General features: G+C 59.3%; 16 protein-coding genes, 1 tRNA gene and 1 pseudogene. 5 read left to right on the top strand and 13 right to left on the bottom strand.

Annotation, left to right across the window (positions count from 1 at the left end; genetic code table 11):
- Positions 1 to 707: 707 nt before the first annotated feature.
- From AC1AWK_RS02155 to AC1AWK_RS02130, 6 genes are all read right to left on the bottom strand, one after another.
- Positions 708 to 2,780 (bottom strand): LTA synthase family protein, encoded by a 2,073-nt coding sequence (locus tag AC1AWK_RS02155; RefSeq protein ID WP_476567739.1) that lies wholly within the window; start codon positions 2,778 to 2,780, stop codon positions 708 to 710.
- A 247-nt stretch (positions 2,781 to 3,027) separates the two neighbouring features.
- Positions 3,028 to 3,915: a metal ABC transporter solute-binding protein, Zn/Mn family gene (locus AC1AWK_RS02150; RefSeq protein WP_476567737.1), complete on the bottom strand. Its 888-nt coding sequence runs from the start codon at positions 3,913 to 3,915 to the stop codon at positions 3,028 to 3,030.
- A gap of 138 nt (positions 3,916 to 4,053) precedes the next feature.
- A complete protein-coding gene (locus AC1AWK_RS02145; protein WP_476569539.1) occupies positions 4,054 to 4,452 on the bottom strand; it encodes a Fur family transcriptional regulator in 399 nt (132 codons plus the stop codon).
- A gap of 5 nt (positions 4,453 to 4,457) precedes the next feature.
- Complete coding sequence (purK, locus tag AC1AWK_RS02140) at positions 4,458 to 5,624, bottom strand: 5-(carboxyamino)imidazole ribonucleotide synthase (RefSeq protein WP_476567735.1); 1,167 nt, start codon at positions 5,622 to 5,624, stop codon at positions 4,458 to 4,460.
- Complete coding sequence (gene purE / locus AC1AWK_RS02135) at positions 5,608 to 6,105, bottom strand: 5-(carboxyamino)imidazole ribonucleotide mutase (RefSeq protein ID WP_476567733.1); 498 nt, start codon at positions 6,103 to 6,105, stop codon at positions 5,608 to 5,610. Before purE ends, purK begins: the two co-directional genes overlap by 17 nt.
- Positions 6,106 to 6,147: 42 nt before the next feature.
- Complete coding sequence (locus AC1AWK_RS02130) at positions 6,148 to 7,146, bottom strand: zinc-binding dehydrogenase (protein ID WP_476567731.1); 999 nt, start codon at positions 7,144 to 7,146, stop codon at positions 6,148 to 6,150.
- A gap of 253 nt (positions 7,147 to 7,399) precedes the next feature.
- Here AC1AWK_RS02130 and AC1AWK_RS02125 point away from each other — a divergent pair, with 253 nt between their 5' ends.
- Positions 7,400 to 9,289 (top strand): 1-deoxy-D-xylulose-5-phosphate synthase, encoded by a 1,890-nt coding sequence (locus AC1AWK_RS02125; RefSeq protein WP_476569537.1) that lies wholly within the window; start codon positions 7,400 to 7,402, stop codon positions 9,287 to 9,289.
- Between the two features lie 104 nt (positions 9,290 to 9,393).
- Here the strand turns inward: AC1AWK_RS02125 and AC1AWK_RS02120 are convergent, their stop codons facing one another.
- Together AC1AWK_RS02120 and AC1AWK_RS02115 are read right to left on the bottom strand one after the other, a co-directional pair.
- Positions 9,394 to 10,191 (bottom strand): hypothetical protein, encoded by a 798-nt coding sequence (locus AC1AWK_RS02120; RefSeq protein WP_476567730.1) that lies wholly within the window; start codon positions 10,189 to 10,191, stop codon positions 9,394 to 9,396.
- On the bottom strand, positions 10,188 to 11,153 hold the full coding sequence (locus AC1AWK_RS02115; protein ID WP_476567728.1) for an ABC transporter ATP-binding protein: 966 nt from the start codon (positions 11,151 to 11,153) through the stop codon (positions 10,188 to 10,190). Before AC1AWK_RS02115 ends, AC1AWK_RS02120 begins: the two co-directional genes overlap by 4 nt.
- Before the next feature lie 203 nt (positions 11,154 to 11,356).
- Between AC1AWK_RS02115 and AC1AWK_RS02110 the strand changes: the two genes are divergently transcribed.
- A tRNA-Arg gene (locus AC1AWK_RS02110) sits at positions 11,357 to 11,429 on the top strand.
- Between the two features lie 15 nt (positions 11,430 to 11,444).
- Here AC1AWK_RS02110 and AC1AWK_RS02105 read toward each other — a convergent pair.
- From AC1AWK_RS02105 to AC1AWK_RS02095, 3 genes are all read right to left on the bottom strand, one after another.
- Complete coding sequence (locus AC1AWK_RS02105) at positions 11,445 to 13,811, bottom strand: DNA gyrase/topoisomerase IV subunit B (RefSeq protein WP_476567727.1); 2,367 nt, start codon at positions 13,809 to 13,811, stop codon at positions 11,445 to 11,447.
- A gap of 126 nt (positions 13,812 to 13,937) precedes the next feature.
- Positions 13,938 to 15,281: an RNA polymerase sigma factor gene (locus AC1AWK_RS02100; RefSeq protein ID WP_476567725.1), complete on the bottom strand. Its 1,344-nt coding sequence runs from the start codon at positions 15,279 to 15,281 to the stop codon at positions 13,938 to 13,940.
- A 116-nt stretch (positions 15,282 to 15,397) separates the two neighbouring features.
- Entirely contained in the window at positions 15,398 to 16,303 is a 906-nt protein-coding gene (locus AC1AWK_RS02095) for a hypothetical protein (protein WP_476567723.1), read from the bottom strand.
- 60 nt (positions 16,304 to 16,363) lie between these two features.
- Here AC1AWK_RS02095 and AC1AWK_RS02090 point away from each other — a divergent pair, with 60 nt between their 5' ends.
- Both AC1AWK_RS02090 and AC1AWK_RS02085 read left to right on the top strand, forming a co-directional pair.
- Positions 16,364 to 17,500 (top strand): polyprenyl synthetase family protein, encoded by a 1,137-nt coding sequence (locus AC1AWK_RS02090; RefSeq protein ID WP_476567721.1) that lies wholly within the window; start codon positions 16,364 to 16,366, stop codon positions 17,498 to 17,500.
- 42 nt (positions 17,501 to 17,542) lie between these two features.
- The gene (locus AC1AWK_RS02085; protein ID WP_476567719.1) at positions 17,543 to 19,906 is read left to right on the top strand and encodes a protein kinase domain-containing protein; all 2,364 of its coding nucleotides are present in this window, start codon (positions 17,543 to 17,545) and stop codon (positions 19,904 to 19,906) included.
- Between the two features lie 242 nt (positions 19,907 to 20,148).
- Here the strand turns inward: AC1AWK_RS02085 and AC1AWK_RS02080 are convergent, their stop codons facing one another.
- The gene (locus tag AC1AWK_RS02080; protein WP_476567717.1) at positions 20,149 to 20,847 is read right to left on the bottom strand and encodes a lysophospholipid acyltransferase family protein; all 699 of its coding nucleotides are present in this window, start codon (positions 20,845 to 20,847) and stop codon (positions 20,149 to 20,151) included.
- Between the two features lie 50 nt (positions 20,848 to 20,897).
- On the opposite strand from AC1AWK_RS02080, the gene AC1AWK_RS02075 reads away from it, so the two are divergent.
- On the top strand, positions 20,898 to 21,449 hold the full coding sequence (locus AC1AWK_RS02075; RefSeq protein WP_476567715.1) for a hypothetical protein: 552 nt from the start codon (positions 20,898 to 20,900) through the stop codon (positions 21,447 to 21,449).
- Between the two features lie 164 nt (positions 21,450 to 21,613).
- Here AC1AWK_RS02075 and AC1AWK_RS02070 read toward each other — a convergent pair.
- Positions 21,614 to 21,796, bottom strand: a pseudogene (locus AC1AWK_RS02070) (SEC-C metal-binding domain-containing protein); the annotation flags it as partial.
- Positions 21,797 to 21,799: the final 3 nt, after the last annotated feature.

Genomic DNA, 21,799 nt, shown 5'->3' with positions numbered 1-21,799 from the left:
TGGATGGCATCAACAGCCTATATATCCCGGACTATCAAGGGGTAGGCCACTACATTGCAGTGGCCTACCCCTTGCCTGTTGCAGAAACGTCACGAGTTCACCGCTCACTCAGACAATACACGGAGCATGCCGTGCACGTAGATCCTGCAGGAGTTTGCTCGCCACCAGAATCTGTGCCCGGAACTCGAGCTCGGGGCAAAGTATGTGTTCGGCATCGATGGCGAGCCGCGTCCGACGGTGTGTGTTTACACCATTGTTAGGAGCTGGTTCGTGTGTGCTTACACCATTCCACGACCAAAAGTGCGTGTTTCCACCACTCCTACAGGCCCAAACCGGCCTCCACCGGTGTGGAAAACACACACTTTCCAATTACAGGTACGGCACATGCACAGTTCCGCGCCCGCACCGATATCGAAAACACACCAATGGCACGAGACAGCCGACACCAGCTCTCACCGAAAACAGAGGTCTGCGACGACACCAGTTCTCACCGAAAACAGCGGCCAGCCCCGTCAAACATGCCCCCAACGCCTATGGTCGCCTCGATATACACGAACACTACAACACACACGGGCACTCCAAAATACACAAGCACTCAACGCGCACATGCATTCCGATACAGACACATCCAATGCCCATGCCCATACGCATGAGCCCCTCACGCAACCGCGCAAGGAGCTCATATGCAATCCGGCGATACCGTCTGCCTACGACTTCGGCAAGTCCATAAACGACGTATTCTTCAGATAGTTCTTACCTGCCGTAATGTCGTACTGAATCAGCTTGTAATCGGCGAGCAGCTGCTTGGTTTCCTTATCCATGTCGGATTCGACCATCGGCTTGCCGTCGCTGTCCAAATAAATCGACTGGCCCTCGGGAATACGATCCCAGCCTTGAATGTTATTCACCACCGGCGGTTCCATGGCGGCCACCTTGCTGTGCAATTCAGTGAGGAACGCCAGGTACGGCGACACCTTCGCGTTCATATGCTCGGCAGCTTGCGCCACGAAGAAGTTCGGCGATGAATACTCGCTGTTCTCCACCTTGTTGCCTTGGTCACCCGAAGCCTTGTTCGACCAAATGAAGTAATCGGTCAGATGCAAGGCCAGTGAATTGTCGTCATTCGCGCCGGCCGTGGAGTAGATACCGGGCAAATGGTCACCGTAGAACACCACCGTCACCGGCTTATCCAAAGCATCCAACTTGTCCAGGAAATCCTTCGTCGCCTCATCGGTGATGCTGGCACCCTTGGCGTAGGTTTCAATGGACTTCGTCTCGTCCTTGCCCAACGGTTCGTTCGCATCCGTGCTCGTCGCCTTGAAGTCGTTGTTGCGATACCACCCGTTGTACGGCATGTGATTTTGCATGGTGATGATTTGGATGAACTGGTTCGTCGAATTCGACGAAATCTCATCCAACGCACTCTGATACGTGGCGGCATCCGACACATATGGCGAATCATCGATCTTGTCCTGATGGGCGATGATATCGTCACCTTCCAGCGTGTAGAAGTGGGAGAAACCGAACTTCTTGTAGTTGATGGCACGCGAATACATGGATGGCTCATACGGGTGGAATGCTACGGAATGGCTGGTCGCCCCCCACATCTGATTGATGGTTGGTGTCCAATGCTCATTGGGCACCAGCTGCTGGTACGGGCTGGTCAACGACGAGTCGAAATTCGCCATGCTCAATCCAGTCAAGCCCATGTATTCAAGGTTCGCGGTGCCGCCACCATAGCCGGACGACAGCATTAAGCCACTAGTCGTATTCTCCTTGATGGCACGAATGTTGGGAATCGCATCCTTGTTCAGCTGCAGGCCCGGTACGCGCGACGGATCGGAAAACGATTCCGACAGCACATACACCACCGTGCTATCCGTCAAAGATGTCTTGCGAGAGGCATTAATGGTTTTCGCCGCTTCTTGATACCGTTTGAGCACGGCTTTCATCGTGGACTCGCTGTAGCCTTCCGGCTCGTCCATCACCTTCGGATTGAGCTGTCGCATGAATGAAATCACCGGACCATTGCGCTGCGCATCATACACCGAATCCCACATGGACGGCGTATCACCCATCCACTTGCTCCACCGGTTCGCCCACGAATCCACCGTGCTTACCTGCGCGGTGAACAGGCCGAAGAACAATGCCGGCACCACAATCAGCAACAGACGGGCTACCGCGCCCAAAGCGGGATTGGCACTGCGAATCATGCGCCCGTGACGTCCATCGATATGGTTCAGCCACACGAACAGCGCCACAAACACCGCGAAGGCCACGACCGCTCCCAGTATCGTCCAATGCGCTCCCGGTGGCATGAAACTAATCAAACTCCCCGCGTCAGAATGCAGGAAATTCAAATCAGCGGGCAGAATCGCCTCATAGCGAATTTGCACTTTGAAGCGTTCAATTACCGCAATAATCAACGCTACCGCTATGAAGATCGGCGTGGCAATCCAAAACCGGTTGGTAAGCATCAGCAAGATGAGGTAGATGATTCCCAACACAATAAGGTTGAGCACTACTACGAAATTGCCTTTGGTCCACATTTTCGCGATGAAATCACCCACGCCGTTAAGCGGGCTGGACAGCTGCACGCGTGTGCTGCTCAAGGTCACGCCCCACTGCAGCAACACCACCGCCAGCAAATCAAACACCACAAACAGCACGCCATACAACCAGCCGGGGAATGCACGGCGCACTGTCTTCGCCTTCGTCTCGGCCGTCGCGCGGCTGATGTTGAGTTCCTCAATCGAAGCGTTGAATTTCGTATCACTCATGCTGTAATCGCTCCGCCTATCGTTTTATCGTCACACGGGGCTAGCGCGGCGTTCCCGCGCATCACCCCGTTTCTTGTCCGTCGGATATTATGCCGCGCCGAACGATAGTTGCCTAGCCCGTGAACAGTTCTTTTACAATCAATGCCAACAATCCACTGTAATTCAGGCAAGCCGTAGAACAACTCTGACAAACCCTGAGTGTTTCCTGATATGCGCAGTGCGATACGATCCGGCTCAGGCAACACGCCTAGGCAAGCGCTGTTTGCACGTCCTTCACCAATCCGCGCATCCAGGCATGCACGTCATCGTATTGTTGCGGCATATGCTCGCTGACCTCCACGATGGGCACGTTCGCCGACTTCGCCGCCTGCGAAAGCTGTGATACCGTAGCGCCGCCCTCCTGCGTATTCACTACGAGCACAGACGCCTCGCGTGCCGTCAACAGCTCGCTGAACGTACGCAGATCCGCAGGGGTCGGCTCGCTTTCGTTGGCGGCGGCCTGCGCGTACCCACGCGGCGTCACATCCTTAAGTCCCAAATCATCCATGAGATAATCGGCCACCGACTCCGTAGCGGCATAGGGCTTGCCGGCGATTGACTCACGCGCAGCCGCCATATCCTGCTCCAACTCCTGCTCCTGCTCGTCCCACTGGGCAAGCTGCCGGTCATACGCCTTGGCGTGATTCTGATCCACTTGGCGATACGCCTTGACGATGGCCTTTGCCGCGGCCTGACGGGCCTGTGCGGAGAACCACAGATGTGGATTGGCCCCCTCCTTGACCGAGGCAGCCTCAGCGACATCCACCACCACAGCCTTAGTGCCTTCCGCTGCTTTGCTCGCCCAATGGTCATAATCGGCACCGTTAACCACAATCACCTGAGCGCGCGAAATCGCCGCAATATCCTGGCTCGTTGGCTCATAATCATGCGCATCGGCGTTGGCATTACTCAACAGCGACGTCACCTGCACGTGGTCGCCGCCCAGCGCCTGCGCCATGGTGCCCCATTGGTTGACGCTGGACACCACGTTGATGGTTTCGGCAGACGCGCTCGCGCCGCCGCAACCTGAAAATCCCACCAATGCCAATGCCGCAACACCCATGGCAAGCGTCTTGCGAATTACGGTATGCATCATTATGTCCTTTCCGAACCGTTGTTCGTTGCACAGAATTAACCCCACGTTGTGGGCGTATGATGCATCCTAGCATATATTGAGAATAATTCTCAATATCAACAATACAATCGCAGAAACAACGTGCCGAAAAGACTGGTATTACAAGGATTCCTGACGACATTGCGCGCACACGCCGAACATTTCCAGCGTATGCGTCTCCACCGTAAAACCATGCTGGTTCGCCACGCTTCGCAGCCATTCCTCGCTCGGCGGTTCAATATCAACCGTGCGGCCGCACCGACGGCACACCAAATGATGGTGGTGCCCCACTTCGCCGCACAAACGGAACAGCTGTTGGCCATCCAAGCGCAACGTATCAGCCTGTCCGTCCTGCGCCATGGCATTGAGCTGGCGATACACCGTTGCCAACCCAATGCTCACGCCATCGGCCTCCAACACCCGATGTAACTGCTGCGCCGACATGAAGTCACCGGCCTCACGCAACGCATCGCGCACCGCATCCTTCTGCTTTGTCTGGCGCGTGACGCGCCCCTGCACCTGCGTCATGCCGACCGCCTGACATCATCCCAGCATCCGCTGGCCTGCAAGCGCTCGACCGCGCGTCGCACGTCGTCACACAGCACCGTCACATGACCCATTTTGCGATTATGCTTCGCCTGCGCCTTGCCGTAGTCGTGCACATGCCACTCGGGATGCTCGCCCAGTGCTGCACGAACTGGCCCAACATGCTGTCCCAGCACATTGACCATCACTGCATCCGACAACAGTACCGGTGACGGCAACGGCCAGCCAGCCACACCGCGCACATGCGCCTCAAATTGATCGATGGAACACGCCTCAATCGTGTAATGTCCGGAATTATGCGGACGCGGAGCCATCTCATTCACCAGCACCCGGCCATCGGGCATCACGAATAGCTCGATCGCCAACGTACCCGATAAGGCAAACCCACGCGCCAACGTCAGCGCCAGCTGCGTCGCCCGCCGGGCAATATCGGTATCCACATCACCGCTAGCCAGCGTCATATGCAAAATATTATGCCGATGCTCGTTACGCACCAGCGGGAACGTCACGTACTCCTCGCCGTTGCCGGACACCAGCACCGACGCCTCAAACGCAAAATCGACGAAACCCTCCGCGATCGATGGCGGGAAGTCATCGTCAGGCCACACCTTCTCCCAATCCTCCTCGCCACGTAGCACCACCTGGCCGTGCCCGTCATACCCGCCTTCGCAGGTTTTCAACACCAGTGGATAGCCAAGCCGGTCAACCGCCTCACGCAGCTGCGCCCGACCGTTCACCGCCCGCCACGGAGCCGTGCCCACACCATGGTCGTTGATAAACGTCTTCTCCCTGACACGATGCTGCGTCACCCGCAGCAAATCCGTACCCTGCGGCACAGCCACACAATCGCGCACCGCATCCAACGCATCGGCGTCCACATTCTCGAACTCATACGTCAGCACATCGCAGCGCTGCGCCAACTCACGAATCGCCAAACGGTCGTCATACGGGGCAACGATATGAAAATCCGCCACCTGCGCCGTGGGACAATCCGGCGTCGGATCGAGCACACCGACGCGCAATCCCATATAGCGCGCCGACAACGCCATCATGCGTCCCAACTGGCCGCCGCCGACAATGCCGATGGTGTCGCCCGGCATCAAGCGACGGCGAGCGCCCTTGGTTTCCTCATACAAGCTCGGCATTGGACCGTTCCACCTTCTCCTTCAAACCGTCGCGATATTCCTGCAGCGCTTGGGCCAGCCGCTCATCCGTCGTCGACAAGATGCTGACCGCCAACAAACCGGCATTGGTGGCGCCGGAATTGCCTACGGCCGTGGTGGCCACGGGGATGCCGCCGGGCATCTGCACGATGGAGAGCAGCGAATCCCATCCAGACAAGGCATGCGAGCGCACCGGCACGCCGATGACAGGCAGGGTGGTTTGCGCGGCGACCATGCCGGGCAGGTGAGCGGCACCCCCAGCTCCGGCAATGATGACCTTCAGGCCGCGCTTTCGCGCCTCATGCGCAAACTGGCCCATCAGTTCGGGGGTTCGGTGGGCGGAAATGACTTGCTTGACGTAGGGTACGCCGAATTGATCCAACATGTCGCATGCATGTTTCATGGTATCCCAGTCACTTGCCGAACCCATGATGACCGCCACTTGCGGGGTCGCTTCTGCCATGCCTACCTCCAACACTGTATGTTATGGGTTATGGCGTCTACTCTACGCACGCGGGTCGATGTTCACGATGAGCTTGCCCATCATGTCGCCTCGTTCCATGCGGGCGAAGGCCCGTGGCGCGTCATCCATCGCGTAGCGCGTGTCGATGAGCGGACGCAATCCCGTATGCTCCACGAACCGCAGCAGTCGTGTCATGTCGTCCAACGTGCCCATGGTCGTGCCCTGTACGCGAATGTCTTGGAAGAATATCCTGGTCAGTTCGGCACCGGGCTGGTCGCCCGTGGTCGCGCCGCATACCGCTATCGTGCCGCCGGGGCGCACGGCTGTCACCGAGTGGTGCCACGTCGCCGATCCCACCGATTCCATGACCGCGTCCGCCTTGCGCGGCAGTCTGGAGCCCGGTTCGAAAGCCTCATCCGCGCCAAGGGCGATGGCACGTTCGCGCTTGTCTTGCGAACGGGAAGTCACCCATACCTCCAGGCCGGCGGCATGAGCCAACTGTATGCACGCCGTGGCAACACCCCCGCCCGCACCTTGCACCAGTACGGCGTCGCCGGGCTTGAGCGCGGCCGAGGTGAACAACATGCTATAGGCGGTGAGCCAGCTGGTACCCAACGCGGCAGCTTCGCCGGCGTCCAGATGCGCGGGTTGGGGAAGGATATTGGCACTGGGCACCGCCACATATTGCGCCATCGTACCCGGATAGCGTTCGGAGAGCATGCTGCGTCGTTCGCCGGGATCCACACCGACCGCATGCTGTCCGATCACGCCGTACACCACCACGGCGTCCCCGGCCTTGAGCTTGAGTCCGGGAATGTCGTCGCACAACTCGCCGCAAGCATCCGTACCCAAAATCATCGGCGTCAACTCGGCTGGCAGTCCCACACCGCGCAGGCTCCACACATCATGATGGTTCACGCTGGCCGCCGCAACCCTGACCATCGACCATCCCTCACGCACCGTCGGTTCGGGGCGCTCCCCCACCCTCAGCATCGAAAGCGGGTCTTGCGCGTTCACTCCATTGGCATATACCGCACGCATCGCAGTTCCTTTCCATCGCCGTCCGCACGAGCGCCGGCTTGGCTGTCGCTCGTCGAGCGCTGGTACCATCACGGCAAGCGCCGACATGCAACAACCACCGGTCACGCCATGTTCCATTGTGCGCGACGCCGCCGCGACCCACGATTGCGCCACGCCGTTTTACGGAGAACTTGCGGGCATTTTACTGCTCACGATCCAATAAATCGACATGTCACCTATAATTTCGCCGTTGGATTTCACGCACGGAAGGGACATCATGCACGGCATTTTGGAACGTCTTACGTCCATACAGGATCTCAAAACCCTTGCCGAACCGCAGGTAAGTGAACTGTGTGCCGAAATCCGCGACACCTTGGTCTCCTACGGCAAAACCCATGGAGGGCATATCGGCTCGAACCTGGGCGTCGTAGAACTCACCGTGGCCTTGCACCGCGTATTCGATTCGCCGCGCGACCGCATCATCTTCGACGTTTCGCACCAAGCTTACGTCCATAAAATGCTCACCGGACGCGCCCGTCCCTATCGCGACCCATCCCATGCCGACGACATCACCGGCTTCACCAATCCAGCGGAAAGCGAACACGACCACTTCGTGCTCGGCCACACCGGCACGTCGATTTCCCTGGCATGCGGCATCGCCAAAGCGCGCGATATGGCGGCGCACCACGACAATGACGACGTCAACGCCTGCCGCACCACATCCAACGGGCAGCCCGGTCCCGCGCAGCCTATCGGCAACGTCATCGCCGTCATCGGCGACGGCGCGTTGAGCTCGGCCGTGGCGTTTGAAGGCCTGAACAACGCCGCGGCACAGGGCGGCAACCTCATCATCATCGTCAACGACAACGAAATGTCCATCGCCGACAACGTAGGCGGCATGTACGATACCTTGGCACAGCTACGCAAATCCCAAGGCACCTACCAGCCCAACCTCTTCGAAGCGTTTGGATTGCAATACCGCTACGTAGAGCATGGCAACGACGAAGCCGCACTCGAACAGGCGCTGCGCGAGGTACGCGACATCGACCACCCCATCGTGCTGCACATCCACACCTGCAAGGGTCTGGGACTGGACGAGGAGGACGCCCAAGCCGGACTGCTTCCCGGATCATGCGAGGCCAACCATTGGCAAAACCCGTTGCATGACGCCAACAAGCTGCCCGGCGCGCGCAAGCACTACGGCGAACAGGCCATGACCCTACTGCGCGAGCGCTGGCGAGAGATTCCCGGTCTGGTGGTCATCTCCCCCGCCACCCCTGGCTCGAACGGCATCACCCAGGCATTTCGCGCGACCGCAGGCGAGCATTACGTAGACACCGGCATCACCGAAGAACACGCCGCCGCCTATGCCGCCGGCATCGCCGCAGCGGGCGGCACTCCCGTGCTCGCCACCTCCGCGACGTTCTTCCAACGCGCCTACGATCAGATTCAGCAGGAACTGTCCCTCAACGGCGCGCCGGTCACCCTACTGGTGTTTGGCGCGGGACTCTCCAACGCCGACAATACCCACTCCGGCGCGTTCGACATCACCATGTTCGCCAATATTCCAGGCATCCAATGCCTGGCTCCCACCAGCGGCGAGCAATTCCTCGCCATGCTGGACTGGTCGGTATCCAACCGCGACCACGGCACAGTAGTGATTCGCGTACCCGGTGACAATATTCTTGCCGAAGAACGACGCAACGGGTTATCGGACGAGCGCACCTGCGCGTGCGACAAGACGCAGGACTACGCGCATGCCACCGTCCTCCATCATGGTTCGCAAGTCGCCCTCATCGCACTTGGTAACTGCCAGCCGCTGGCCGCACGCACCGCACGGGCATTGCGCGAACACCACATCGACGCCACCATCGTCGACCCGCACCGATACGACACCTTGGACACCACGATGCTCTGCGGCCTCGCCGACAACCATCGCCTGGTCGTCACTGTGGAGGACGGCCAACAAGACGGCGGCTGGGGCACCACCATCACCGCATGGTATGCCAACCATACCGATCCTCGCATGCGTGCCATGCACGTGCTCAATGCCGCCGGCGCCAAAGAATTCACCGACCGCGTGCCTTTGCGCGAGCTGTGCGAGCGTTACGGCCTGACAGAACATGCCCTGACGGCACGCATTCTCGACGCGCTCGAACACTGAACCGCATCACTGCGCCAAGGACCGGATAGGCCCGCTGCTCAGCGAAGCAGTCCACCGCACACACCAGCACGTCGCACCACGGCTCGCAGCTTACGACGTAACCGTCATACGGCAATATCCCGGTGCGCGAAAGCCACCGTGCCAACCGCACACAACAGCACACCTGCGCCAGCCAAGACACCAGCCTGCCAGCAGGCCGCAGCCTCGCCATCCAGCAAACCGTACCGGTCAAAACACGTCAGAAACGTCAGATACCGCACCCACGCAAGATCATCGCCCAACTGGGCCACCATCTGCAGAATAAACGACAGCAAGCAGAACCCCGCACCAGCCCATAGTCCCTTGCCCACATGCGGCGAGACGCACGTTCCGCACCACAGCAAACCGGCGACCACCAGCCACAATGCGGCCAGACCAAGATTGACGCGCACCATCGGCCACACGTCCAGCTCGCCCGAAGCCAACGTAGCGCCCGCCACCACTTCCATCAACGTCACCCATGCCATCAGCGCCAGCATCAAGCTCACCAATGCCGCAAGCAACGTCATCACCACCTGCAGGCGCGTCCGACCGGCAGACAGTACGTAGGCCATGCTGCCGCGCTCCACCGGCCTGACCAGCAGCCGATACACCAGCAGCGCCATAAGAATCAATGGCAGCAACACCAACAAAAACCCATACAGATAATTGACGATGAACCCATCCAAACTGCCCGGAGCCTCGTCCATGCCAAACGCCGAAAACACCTGCGGCATACTCTCGGTCATCGCCTCCAGCATGGCGCTGGTTTGCGGATCATACATGGCAGTGATCGCCCACACATACAAGCTGAACAATGCGGCGAACGCCGCCACCAGTGCTATATTTGCGCGCCACTGCTGCCGCCACAACGCCGCAATCATCGCCACTCCTCCCCAGCTCGCGCATTCGACGCAAACCCGTCATCTCCCCCATGCCCCTTACCTACAGCATCCTGCCCATATATGTCGAGGAACATGTCTTCCAACCCTTGCGAGCGCACGGTAACATCACGCACCGCATAAGTCGCCATATCCTTGATGAACGCGTCGACCTCGCCGCCAACCGCAACGCGTACCGTGTCAGCACGCCCCACGACCGGCGACGCGCCATCGTGGACAGCGCAATACCGCCGCGCAGTGTCGACGTCGGCGAATGTCACCTCATACACCCGTTGCCGCATTTCATGCACCTGCGCCATGGGCAGCGCACGCCGCACGCGACCGGCGCGAATGAACACCACCTCGTCGCACGCCCGTTCCACCTCGGCGAAGCTGTGGGACGACAGCAGTATGGTTGCGCCACGTTCATGCTCCTCGCGCACCAAGTCGAGAAACCGTTCCTGCATGAGCGGATCCAGCCCGCTGGTCGGCTCATCCAATAGCAGGATGCTCGGTGACGCCATAAACGCGCACACCAAGGCCACCTTCTGCTTCGTACCTTTTGACATACGGCCGATTTTCGCCGTGGGATCAAGCTCGAACCGTTCGATCAGCTCATGAGCACGCCCCTCGTCCGACAATCCGCGCATACGTGCCATGAATCTGATAAACCCCTTCCCCGTCATAGCATCCGGACAACATGGTTCGCCAGGTACATACCCCACCATGCGTTGTATCGCGGCCTGCTCGCGGAAGCAATCCATACCGGCAATGCGCGCGCTACCGCGCTGCGGTGCGATGAATCCCATCAGCGTGCGCATGGTGACGGTTTTCCCCGCACCGTTGGCTCCCAAAAATCCCAGCGTATGGCCTTGCCTGACGCACACATCGACGTCGAACACTCCACGCCCCTGGCCATAATCCTTGGTCAGCCCGCGCACCGCAATCATTGCGCTATCAGCCATGCCATCCTCCTGCCGAGTCCATGCCTCTCATGCTATCGCCCCGGCATGCTCGGTCCGTGCGATGGCACACCATGATGCCGCATTACTGCGCCACTGCAGAGCTGCACTATGAACTGCGCCATCACGCGAGCAATAGCCGATGCCACACGCCATGCGCGAGTGGCCACGCTTCTGTCATGTGCTGGTGTAAGATACATGCGTGCGCCCCCGTAGCTCAAAGGATAGAGCATCGGCCTTCTAATCCGCAGGTTGCTGGTTCGAGTCCAGTCGGGGGCACTCGCTGTTGCGGTATCAGGTATCGATCTTGGAACGGTCGAAATCATCGGCGTTATCGACAATGAATTGCTTGCGTGGAGGGACGTCATCGCCCATCAGCAAACTGAATATCGACGCTGCCTCTTCGGCATCCTCCATGCGGATACGTCGCAGCACACGCGAGCGCGGATCCATCGTGGTGTCCGCCAACTGGTCGGCATCCATCTCACCCAAGCCCTTATACCGCTGGATATCGTCGTCATAGGCAATATGCTGCCGGTCAAGTTCCGCCAGCTTTCCTGCCAACTCGTCGTCCGAATACGTATACAAGTACTCGCCCTTACGCTTGCCAGTCAGCGCGATGCGATGCAGCGGCGGCACGGCGGCATACACATGCCCATGTTCAATAAGCGGACGCATGTACCGGTAAAACAGTGTCAGCAGCAAAATGCGGATATGGGCGCCGTCCACGTCGGCATCGGTCATCATGATGACTTTGTTGTATCGCGCCTGCTCAATATCGAAGCTGGCGCCAGAGCCGGCGCCCACCACCTGGATGATGGCCGCGCACTCCTTATTCGACAGCATCTGGCTCAGCGAGGCCTTCTGCACGTTCAAAATCTTGCCGCGAATGGGCAGTAAGGCCTGGAAGCCAGAATTACGTGCGGCCTTGGCGGTGCCCAATGCCGAATCACCCTCGACGATGAACAGCTCGGCCACATCGTCGTTGCCCGGCTGGCAATCCGACAGTTTCGGCGGCATGGAAGCCGATTCCAGCGCATTCTTACGGCGCGTCACCTCTTTGGTTTTACGCGCCTGAATACGTGCGTGCATTTCGGCAACGATTTTCTCCAGCACACGCCCGGACTGCTCCTTGTAGCCGCGCTTGGCGCCGGCGATCATCTCACCGAACTGCTTGTCGGTCATGCGCGTGGCGATGGGCTTGACCTGGGCCGTACCCAATACGTCCTTGGTTTGGCCTTGGAACTGCGGTTCTGCGATGCGCACCGTCACCACGGCGACCAGACCGGCCATAATGTCGTCACGCTCGATGCGCGTGCCGTTGTCTTTAAGATTCACTTTAAGCTTGCGCGCATTGTCTTCCACGGCTTTGCGCACCTGTTTGGTCAGCCCCTGCATGAATCCATCCACATGCATGCCGCCGCCCGGCGTTTCCACCACGTTGACGAAGCTGCGAATGGTGGTGTCGTAGCCGTTGACCCATCGCAAGGCAATATCGACGCCGCACGTGCGCTTGACGTGCTCGGCATGTAATTCGCCGCCAGGACCAACCGCCTGTGTTTCCTCGTCGTAGGTCGCCTCGCCCGTAATGCGCCAAATGTCACATACCGGCTCACCCTTCGAGAGGAACTCCACGTAATCCTTGACGCCGCCCATGTGCACGAATTCCACCACGCGGGGATGCTCGCCAGCGCCCGCTTTCGAGGCTTGCTCCATCGTGTGCGACGCCAACTCGACTGCATCGTGCGTGCCCTCGTTAGGCTCGTCAGCCGTTTCATCAGATACGGTAACATCGTCGAACGCCAACTCGTCGGCCTGCGACGATGCTTCGGCCGGGGCGCCATCTTCGTCCGCCACCACGGCGTCCCTCTCCTGCGCCGCCTGCGCTGACGTTAGCGACTCATCGTTGCCATATTCGTCACCGCCGCGTTCTTCGCTAGCGTGTTCTTCACGCACGTTCTCGTCGATGACAGTGATCTTCAAACCGGGCACCAGGAAACTGGTTTGGCGCACACGCTCGATCAACTGCTCGTAGCTGAACTGTGCCGTGGCGTTGAAAATCTCCGGATCGGCCCAATAACGCACGCGCGTTCCCGTGGTTTTCGCACCAACCTTGCCGATGATCGCCAACTCGGTAGGCTTATTCTTCCGAGTACGCTTGAATGGCGCATCGGGCGAAGGATGGCTTGGGTCGGAATCGTCATACACACCCGGATGACCCTGATGGAACGCCATATGATGGGTTTTGCCATCGCGGTCGACTTCGACGTCCAAACGCACGCTCAAAGCGTTCACCACGGACGAACCGACGCCATGCAAACCACCGGCCGCGTTGTACGACGCATTGCCGAATTTCGCACCCGCATGCAGCTTGGTCAATACCACTTCGACGCCGCTCAGCCCGGTCTTCGGTTCGATGTCAACGGGAATGCCACGCCCATTGTCGGCGACTTCCACCGAGCCATCGTCATGCAAGGTCACGATGATGTGATCGCAGGCCCCGGCCAGAGCCTCATCCACCGCATTGTCGATGATTTCCCACAAACAGTGCATCAATCCCTGGCTGTCCGTGGTACCGATATACATGCCCGGACGCTTGCGCACCGCATCCAGTCCCTCCAACACGGTCAGACTGTCGGCACCGTACCCTTTGCCCGCCATGAGCGTCCCTACTTTCCGTCATTCGACACACGGTTATTCACACAGAGCAGCGGCGCCGCATTGGCGGCGCCGCCACTCCACCCTTCTTCACCGACACGCGCCACGCGCGGTCGCAGTATGTGACGACTACTGGTCCAAGAAGTCACGCAAGGTCTGCGAGCGCGACGGGTGACGCAGCTTGGACATGGTCTTCGACTCAATCTGGCGAATACGCTCGCGCGTCACGCCATATACGCGGCCGATATCGTCCAACGTCTTGGGCTGCCCATCCTCCAGGCCATAACGCATCTTGATCACGCCTGCTTCACGAGGCGACAGCGTTTCCAACACCTGCTTGAACTGCTCCTGCAACAGCGAGAATGCCACGGCATCCGAAGGCGCGATGGCATCGGTATCTTCGATCAAATCGCCGAACTCTGAATCGCCGTCCTCGCCCAGCGGTGTATGCAAGGAAATTGGTTCGCGGCCGTACTTCTGCACTTCCTGCACCTTTTCCACCGGCATATCCAACTCGCGGGCCAGCTCATCCGGTGTGGGCTCACGCCCCAAGTCTTGCAGCATCTGACGCTGCACACGCGAGAGCTTGTTGATGACTTCGACCATGTGCACGGGCACGCGAATGGTGCGCGCCTGGTCGGCCATGGCTCGCGTGATGGCCTGACGAATCCACCACGTGGCATACGTGGAGAACTTGAAGCCCTTCTTCCAGTCAAACTTTTCCACAGCGCGGATCAATCCAAGGTTGCCTTCCTGAATGAGATCGAGGAACAGCATGCCGCGACCCGTGTAACGCTTGGCCAGAGACACCACCAAACGCAGGTTGGCTTCCAATAGGTGATCCTTGGCTTTCTTACCGTCAGCGGCAGCCCATTTAAGCTCACGACGACGCTTGAAATCCAGTGCGTCGGCTTCCGTGTCCAAAATGTGCTGGGCGTACAAACCAGCTTCGATACGCTCGGACAGGTCAACTTCCTGCTCGGCGTTCAGCAAACTGACGCGGCCGATCTGCTTCAAGTAGTCCTTGACCGGGTCGGCCGTGGCACCGGCGGCGACCACGCGACGCTTGGGATTACCCGACGGCGTGAGATTGTCGTCGTCATCATCATCGCGCACCACGTACGCGCCTTTTTCCTTGGGGGTTTCCGGCTCAGCGGGCTTGTCGTCGTCATCTTCTTCCGGTTCCGGTTCGGACTCGTTCATCTCGTCATCATCAAGATCCTCGACATCCACCTCGTCAAGATCGTCGTCAAAGTCCTCAAGATCGCCATCGACATCCTCAACATCGGAGTCGTCCAGCTCCTCGTCCATATCCGCAGGCTTGGCATGTTTGGCAGCAGCACTTTTGGCCGTGCTGCGCTTCGGCGTCTTCGTCACCTCCTTGGAGGCGGAAGCATTCCGCTTCGTGGTCTTGCCTTCGGTTTCCTCAGGCTCATCGGAGCGCTGCTGATTCGCCGTACGTTTCGTAGCCAAGCTTAATCCTCCTGCATAGGCAACGCCCGCCTTATATACCACAAGGGCATAGTTATGGCAAGGGCAAATTACTTCTGTATTGGAGTTAACCACTGCGCACGGACGATTATTCCCACTTACGGCATATTGGACTGCGACGGCGTGTCTGGCCAACACCAGGCCGGGCCGACACCGCGAGACAGCGCTGAGAGCACGATGCTCGCCAACGAGCACTTGCTGTCAATGGCCAGCGATTGCATCACATAATCATCGGCACGCTTATCGCCCAACCACCATAAGGCATACGCCATCACCGCCATAGGCTGCACCCGCATATCCCGCGGCGCACGGCTGGCCATATACGACAGCAACGCCAACCCACGACGTACCCGATCCATATCCGGACGCCAGCTTGTATCATGAAACGCCTGCGCCATCAGCTCATACATACGCTGCGACACCTGCGGATTATGCGGCTCGCACGCCAATTGCCGTATCAACGACTCCTCGTCGGTAAGCAGCATGGACATCAACATCGCGTCGCGAATCGCCATGGTTTGCCCCATACCTACTATCAACGCACGCATGGCAGGCTCCGCTGCGGCGTATCGGCCCGGTCGCCACCGCCCGCCACCATAGGCAACGACGTCGGCACTGTGATCGCCACTCCCTCCCGCCCGCTTGGCATCGCAATCCATATCCCGCCCGTCAGCATCATCGAGCGGCAGTAGCTCACCATGCGGATCAGACAAAGCCTTCAACCACCATCCAAAAGGCTTGCGAGTCCACCGCCGATCTGCCTGGACACACCCATGTTCGCGCCGCAAACTGCGATACTTCCCCACAAGACACCGCATGTCGTCCGGCCGCCAGCCGCCACCCGCACATACTTCCTCGGCTACCTCTACCGGCTGCTGCCCCATACGCCGCTCCTTTTCCTCATACGTCGGACCGATACGAACGCAGGTCACGTTCGACACGCCCACTGTGCCCCTCGCAACACGCTGCATGCAATGCCAACGCCCCTCGGTGGTCGAAGGCATGCCCTCGGCACGACCTTGTGGTCGAACGCCTCGCCCACACCTGTAGATAGGCTCGTCAGTATGGACGCAACCGCACAAGCATCTCGTATCGAAACGCGCATCGCCACCCTGCTGCAGCGCTGGTGCCCGCCTGCGCACGAACTCGGCATCGACGCCGACGCCGTGGACGCCGTCATGCGCCAAGCACTGCAATCCAACGAAGGCGGCAAACGATTGCGGGCCATGCTTGCCCTCAACGCCTACGAAGCCGCAGCGGCACGTCCCCACACCGACGGAACCAGCGGCGACACCACTGACACCGCAGCCGCAATATTCGACGTGGCATGCGCCATCGAAGTGCTGCAAACCGCCGCGCTCGTCCACGACGACATCATCGATGACTCCGACCTCAGACGCGGCAAACCAGCAGCACACCGGTCCTTGAGCGCCACCTTCCACCGTGCTGACATCGGCCAAGGACTGGGCATCATGCTGGGCGACATGCTCGCCACCGCCAGCATCGCCATCGCACACGACGCCGCCAGCCGCCTGCCCAACGCCCATGCGCTGACCAACGCGTTTCTCACCATGCACCGAGACGTCGAATTAGGACAAGTGCTGGATTTGGCCATCGAACTGAACGATATGGACGACCCACGCACCCTAGCCGAAGCATCCTTGCATGTATTTCGCTGGAAAACGGCCAGTTACACCACCATCGCCCCGTTAGAATTGGGATTGCTTGCCGCTGGCATCGACGACGAGAAGTCCCATCGTTGGGCGCTTGACATCGGCACCCCTCTGGGATTGGCGTTCCAACTCGCCGATGACCTTCTCGACGTGGTGGGACACAGCGCCCGCACCGGCAAGCCCATCGGCGGCGATATCAAGGAAGGCAAACGCACCGTACTGCTCGCCGACGCACTGGCCTACGGCACCGAGGCCCACCGGCAGGAACTCATCGCCATGTTCCAGGCCGACCACCGTAGCGAGCAGGACGTGGCCCGTGCCATCACCATCTTCACCGACAGCGGTGCGATCGAACGCTCGCGCCAACGCATCGGCGAACTTGCCACACAAGCGCACCGTGCGTTGCACGATATGAGCATCCAACTGCAATGGTCCGACGCACAACACGACGTCTTATGCCGCGCATGCGAACGTTTTATCCCCGAATTTCCACATCATCAGCGCCCCAACACCCTTGACGCCATGTAGACTGGCAAGCAAACACCCGATCGAGGAATCGTATACATAACCATGAGTGAAGCCGCATTTGCGCCCACAGGGCAAGTCATCGAAGCACGATACCGCATTCAGCGCAAGATCGCCGAAGGCGGCATGGCCACCGTGTACCAAGCATTGGATGAGCGCCTGAACCGGCCCGTCGCCATCAAAATCATGCACACCCAACTGGCACAAGGCCCGTATCGCGAACAATTCGTGGAACGATTCCGCAGAGAAGCCCAATCAGCCGCGGCCATTGCCAACCCGCACATCGTGCAGGTGTACGACACCGGTGAATTCAACGGCCTTGACTTCCTCGTCATGGAATACGTTCACGGCGTCAACCTGCGCCATGAGATGAACGAACAACGCACCTTCAGCGTACGCGACACCCTGCGTATCATGTCGGAAATTCTCGACGGCTTATCCTCCGCACATCAGGCAGGCGTCGTCCACCGCGACATCAAGCCGGAAAACATCCTCATCAACGAACGCGGACACGTGCAAATCACCGATTTCGGCTTGGCACGAGCCGCGTCACAGGCAACATTGTCGTCCACCGGCATGCTGCTGGGCACCGCCGCCTATCTGGCTCCCGAAATGATTGAGCACAATCAATCCACGCCACAGGGCGACCTCTATTCCGTAGGCGTGATGGCTTGGGAAATGCTGGTCGGCGAAGTGCCGTTCGCTTCGGACAATCCCATCACCCTCGTGTTCAAACACGTACACGAGGACATCCCCTCCCTGACCACACGCTGCCCCGGCATTAACCCGCAGGTGGACACATTCATCACACATCTGACCGCACGACACGTCGATGCCCGTCCCCAGGACGCCACGCAGGCACTTGAGGAGTTGCGCACCATTACCTCGCAGCTCAACGTGGACGACTGGCAGTACCGCCTTACGCCGACACAGCCCGCCGCGCCGCTGATAGCCACGCAACCGTTTGACGAACAACGCACCATGACGATGCCCAACACGGCCCCCGCCGGCGCCATACCGCCTGTACCGGCACCGCCAACCGACACCGTCTCAATGGATGGCAACTCATTGGACTCCACTATCCCTGTCAATAATGACGCTTCCACACGCACCGACAATGCGCTGGTAGACAATACCATACCGATGAACACCACAGTGTCCACAGGCAGCGCACCCTCAACCAGCAACACCGTATCGAGTGACGCCACCATGGCGATACCGACGGCAACATCCGCGGATACCGCCGTCTATGGCGCCTCAAGTGCCGTCGACGTCACCAATATGGCCGGCGCTGACGCACCCACTCAAATGATCACCACCGGCGACGTCGGCAGCGAAGGGCACGACGCCTACTCATGGACCCAACAACTCGCCGATCTGGCTGACACATCCACGCCAACCACAACACGGAGCCACCACTCGCGCACGCCCTGGCTCGTTGCCATCATTACCATACTCGTCGTGGCATTATGCGCCGGAGGCGGCTCATGGTGGTATTTCCTTGGCCCCGGGAGCTATTGGACGCTTCCCGCACCCATCGATGCCTCCTGCAACCAAGAATCGACTTGCCCCATTCGTGACGTATCGTGGAACGCCTACGCCGCCACACTGAACGTGGCCGGCATTCCCTATACGGTGAAGCACGCCTACGACGACACCATCGCCGAAGGACAAGTCATCACCACGTCGCCCGCCAACGTAGGCGACCGTGTGAGCAAACGCCATGGCTCCCTCACCGTCACCGTGTCGCGCGGCATCAAACAAGCTACCATTCCCGACGACATGCTCGACACCAACAGCGAACACGGTAAAAACCCCCTAACAGCGTTGAAAGAAGCCGGATTCACGCACGTCAATCATGATGAATCCAAGGACGAATATTCGATGGATCATCCAACCGGTTCCCTCATCTCCATTGATCCAGCCCCTGGAACCACCACTGATTACAACACCCCCATCACCGTAGTGCTGTCCAAAGGCCCCATGCCCGTGGCCATGCCGAATGTCGTCGGCGCCAACCTCGACGATGCGAAAAATACCCTCGCCGAACTCAAGCTGAACGTAACCACCACCGAAGATTTCTCCGATTCCATCGAACAAGGCGATGTCATCTCCACTTCGCCACAGACTAACGCGCAACTGCACTGGGGCGACACCGTCACCCTCACCGTGTCCAAGGGACCACAAACCGCCACCATTCCCTCCGGGCTTATCGGCAAGCAAGAAGAGGACGTCACCAGTCAGTTGGAAAAGCTTGGATTCAGCGTAACCAGCAACAAGATTCTTGGCGGATTATTCGGTACGGTGCGCGACATCAAAGTCGGAGACCAGTCTTTCAGCGACGGTGGCACCGTGCGTCTGCGCGATACCAATGGCAAGCCTACGGTGATTACCCTCACCATCGTGTAGGTCCAGCACACCGCGCTGGGCACGCACCACGTGATTATATATGGTTGTGGGCGCTCCTCTTTGAGAGAAGCGCCCACAACCATACTGACGGCCATTTTGCCGCATTGCCCGTTGCTACTAGGCTCGCCAGCGACGTACTTGGTGGCGTACCTAGCGGCCCGCCAATAAGCCAGGCAGACCCGCCTATCGGCAAGGTATCTGGCCGCTACCCACGATACGGCCGAGCAGGGTGGCCCGACCGCTTAACGAGGCTCCTGTCCACGCCGTTCCTGCAACCGTCGCTTCACCGTCTGAGCGTACTCATCCACGTATTCCTGACCGCTCATGGCGCGAATCGCCTCCACCACACGGTCGGTCAGCGCACGAAGCTCCTCATGCGTCACCTCGTCGGGACGCTTGCGCTCCACCTCAATCGGCTTGCCATACATCACCGTCGTGCGACCCTTGGCAGGAATCACCGTCCCCGGCTCCTGCAACTCACGCGAACCGATAATCGCCGTCGGCACAATCGGGCATCCTGTTTCAAATGCCAGACGCGCCGCACCCGTATGCCCGCGATACAGCCGCCCGTCAGGACTACGCGTCCCCTCCACATGAATGCCAAACAAATGTCCGGCCTCCAAAATCTCACGCGCGTGAGCCAATGCGCCCAAGGACTTCGAACCACCCGAACGATCCACCGGGAACACGCCCACGGAAGTGAACCACCACTTCTTGAACTTGCCCTTGAAGCCCTTGCCTTCAAAATACTCCGCCTTGCCCATGAAATGAATCATGCGCGGGCAAGTCAACGGCAGCAACGCATCGTCAATCACCGCAAGATGGTTGGCGGCGATAATAGCACCGCCCTGACGTGGAATACAGTCCACTCCCTTGGCCGTGGGCTTCAAACGATGACGGGCAATGGGACCCAGTCCCTTGACGAAAAACCAGTACAGCACGTCGTTTCCTCACCAGCGGATTGACTTCCCGCTTGACTACAGTAATAAGTATGACTGCACTCAACAATACCAACGATGACGACGAGCATTCAACCTCGCCAACACCCGGCGGCAACACCGGTAGCGTCGATGATGAAGCTTGGGCGCAATTCGCGCAGGCGCACGCCGAGGATTTCCGTGCCATCGAACGCTCCAAGGACGCCAAACAGTTCTCCAAGCAGGCGGCACGTCAGGAGAAGGAAGCGTTATTGTCCGTCCATGACCTGAAAGAAGACTCGTTTACCGCACACGCACGGGGGCCCCGTGATTTCACCGGTTCGAGCTGGCTGGACACCGACAATGTCATGGATCGCTACGGCGACGATTTCGTGCCACCGCATCCCTCCTTTGGCAAGCCACGGTTCTCGCTACTGTTGTGCTGGGTGCTGTTTCTCATAGGCGTGTTCGGTATCATCGCCTCCACGCTGCTCCCCGCAGCCATCGGCGTGTTGGGTACGGTGTTCGGATTGTGTCTCCTCATAGGCGGCGCGGGATTGTTGGCGCAACTGCGGGGATTCCACGACACGCGCACCGACCCAGACGATGACGGCGCCCGCGTGTAGCAGTTCCGTATGGCTTTAGGCACGGCTCTACCTGAAGCCCTGCCTAAAGCCATAGCCGCACGCAATGCGTGAATACGAAATACTACATATATTGATACAGATAAGGAGGGTGCCACCCTTGTGGGTGGCACCCTCCTTATCGTTGCTCTGCAAGACGTGAAGAATTACTTCTCGTTCTGGCCATGGCACATCTTGTACTTACGACCAGAACCACACGGGCACGGCGAGTTCTTGCCGGTGCCCGGATAGGTCTTGCCATCTGCCCACGGCGTATGCAGTTCCTCGCTCTTAGGACGCTTGCTCACCGGCACCTTGCCTTCGGCATGGCTCAACGGCGCGGGACCAACAAT

This window comes from Bifidobacterium sp. LH_491 (assembly GCF_056356495.1).
The sequence above is the reverse complement of the archived record's forward strand: the minus strand, read 5'-3'. Positions and strand labels throughout refer to the sequence as shown.

Excerpts from the sequence above, each read along its gene's own strand:
- AC1AWK_RS02155 (WP_476567739.1), bottom strand. The coding sequence starts at position 2,780 with ATGAGTGATACGAAATTCAACGCTTCGATTGAGGAACTCAACATCAGC.
- purE (WP_476567733.1), bottom strand. The coding sequence starts at position 6,105 with ATGGCAGAAGCGACCCCGCAAGTGGCGGTCATCATGGGTTCGGCAAGT.
- AC1AWK_RS02130 (WP_476567731.1), bottom strand. The coding sequence starts at position 7,146 with ATGCGTGCGGTATATGCCAATGGAGTGAACGCGCAAGACCCGCTTTCG.
- AC1AWK_RS02075 (WP_476567715.1), top strand. The coding sequence starts at position 20,898 with ATGACTGCACTCAACAATACCAACGATGACGACGAGCATTCAACCTCG.
- AC1AWK_RS02095 (WP_476567723.1), bottom strand. The coding sequence starts at position 16,303 with ATGCCTTCGACCACCGAGGGGCGTTGGCATTGCATGCAGCGTGTTGCG.
- AC1AWK_RS02120 (WP_476567730.1), bottom strand. The coding sequence starts at position 10,191 with ATGATTGCGGCGTTGTGGCGGCAGCAGTGGCGCGCAAATATAGCACTG.
- AC1AWK_RS02105 (WP_476567727.1), bottom strand. The coding sequence starts at position 13,811 with ATGGCGGGCAAAGGGTACGGTGCCGACAGTCTGACCGTGTTGGAGGGA.
- AC1AWK_RS02090 (WP_476567721.1), top strand. The coding sequence starts at position 16,364 with ATGGACGCAACCGCACAAGCATCTCGTATCGAAACGCGCATCGCCACC.
- AC1AWK_RS02115 (WP_476567728.1), bottom strand. The coding sequence starts at position 11,153 with ATGGCTGATAGCGCAATGATTGCGGTGCGCGGGCTGACCAAGGATTAT.
- purK (WP_476567735.1), bottom strand. The coding sequence starts at position 5,624 with ATGCCGAGCTTGTATGAGGAAACCAAGGGCGCTCGCCGTCGCTTGATG.
- AC1AWK_RS02150 (WP_476567737.1), bottom strand. The coding sequence starts at position 3,915 with ATGATGCATACCGTAATTCGCAAGACGCTTGCCATGGGTGTTGCGGCA.
- AC1AWK_RS02085 (WP_476567719.1), top strand. The coding sequence starts at position 17,543 with ATGAGTGAAGCCGCATTTGCGCCCACAGGGCAAGTCATCGAAGCACGA.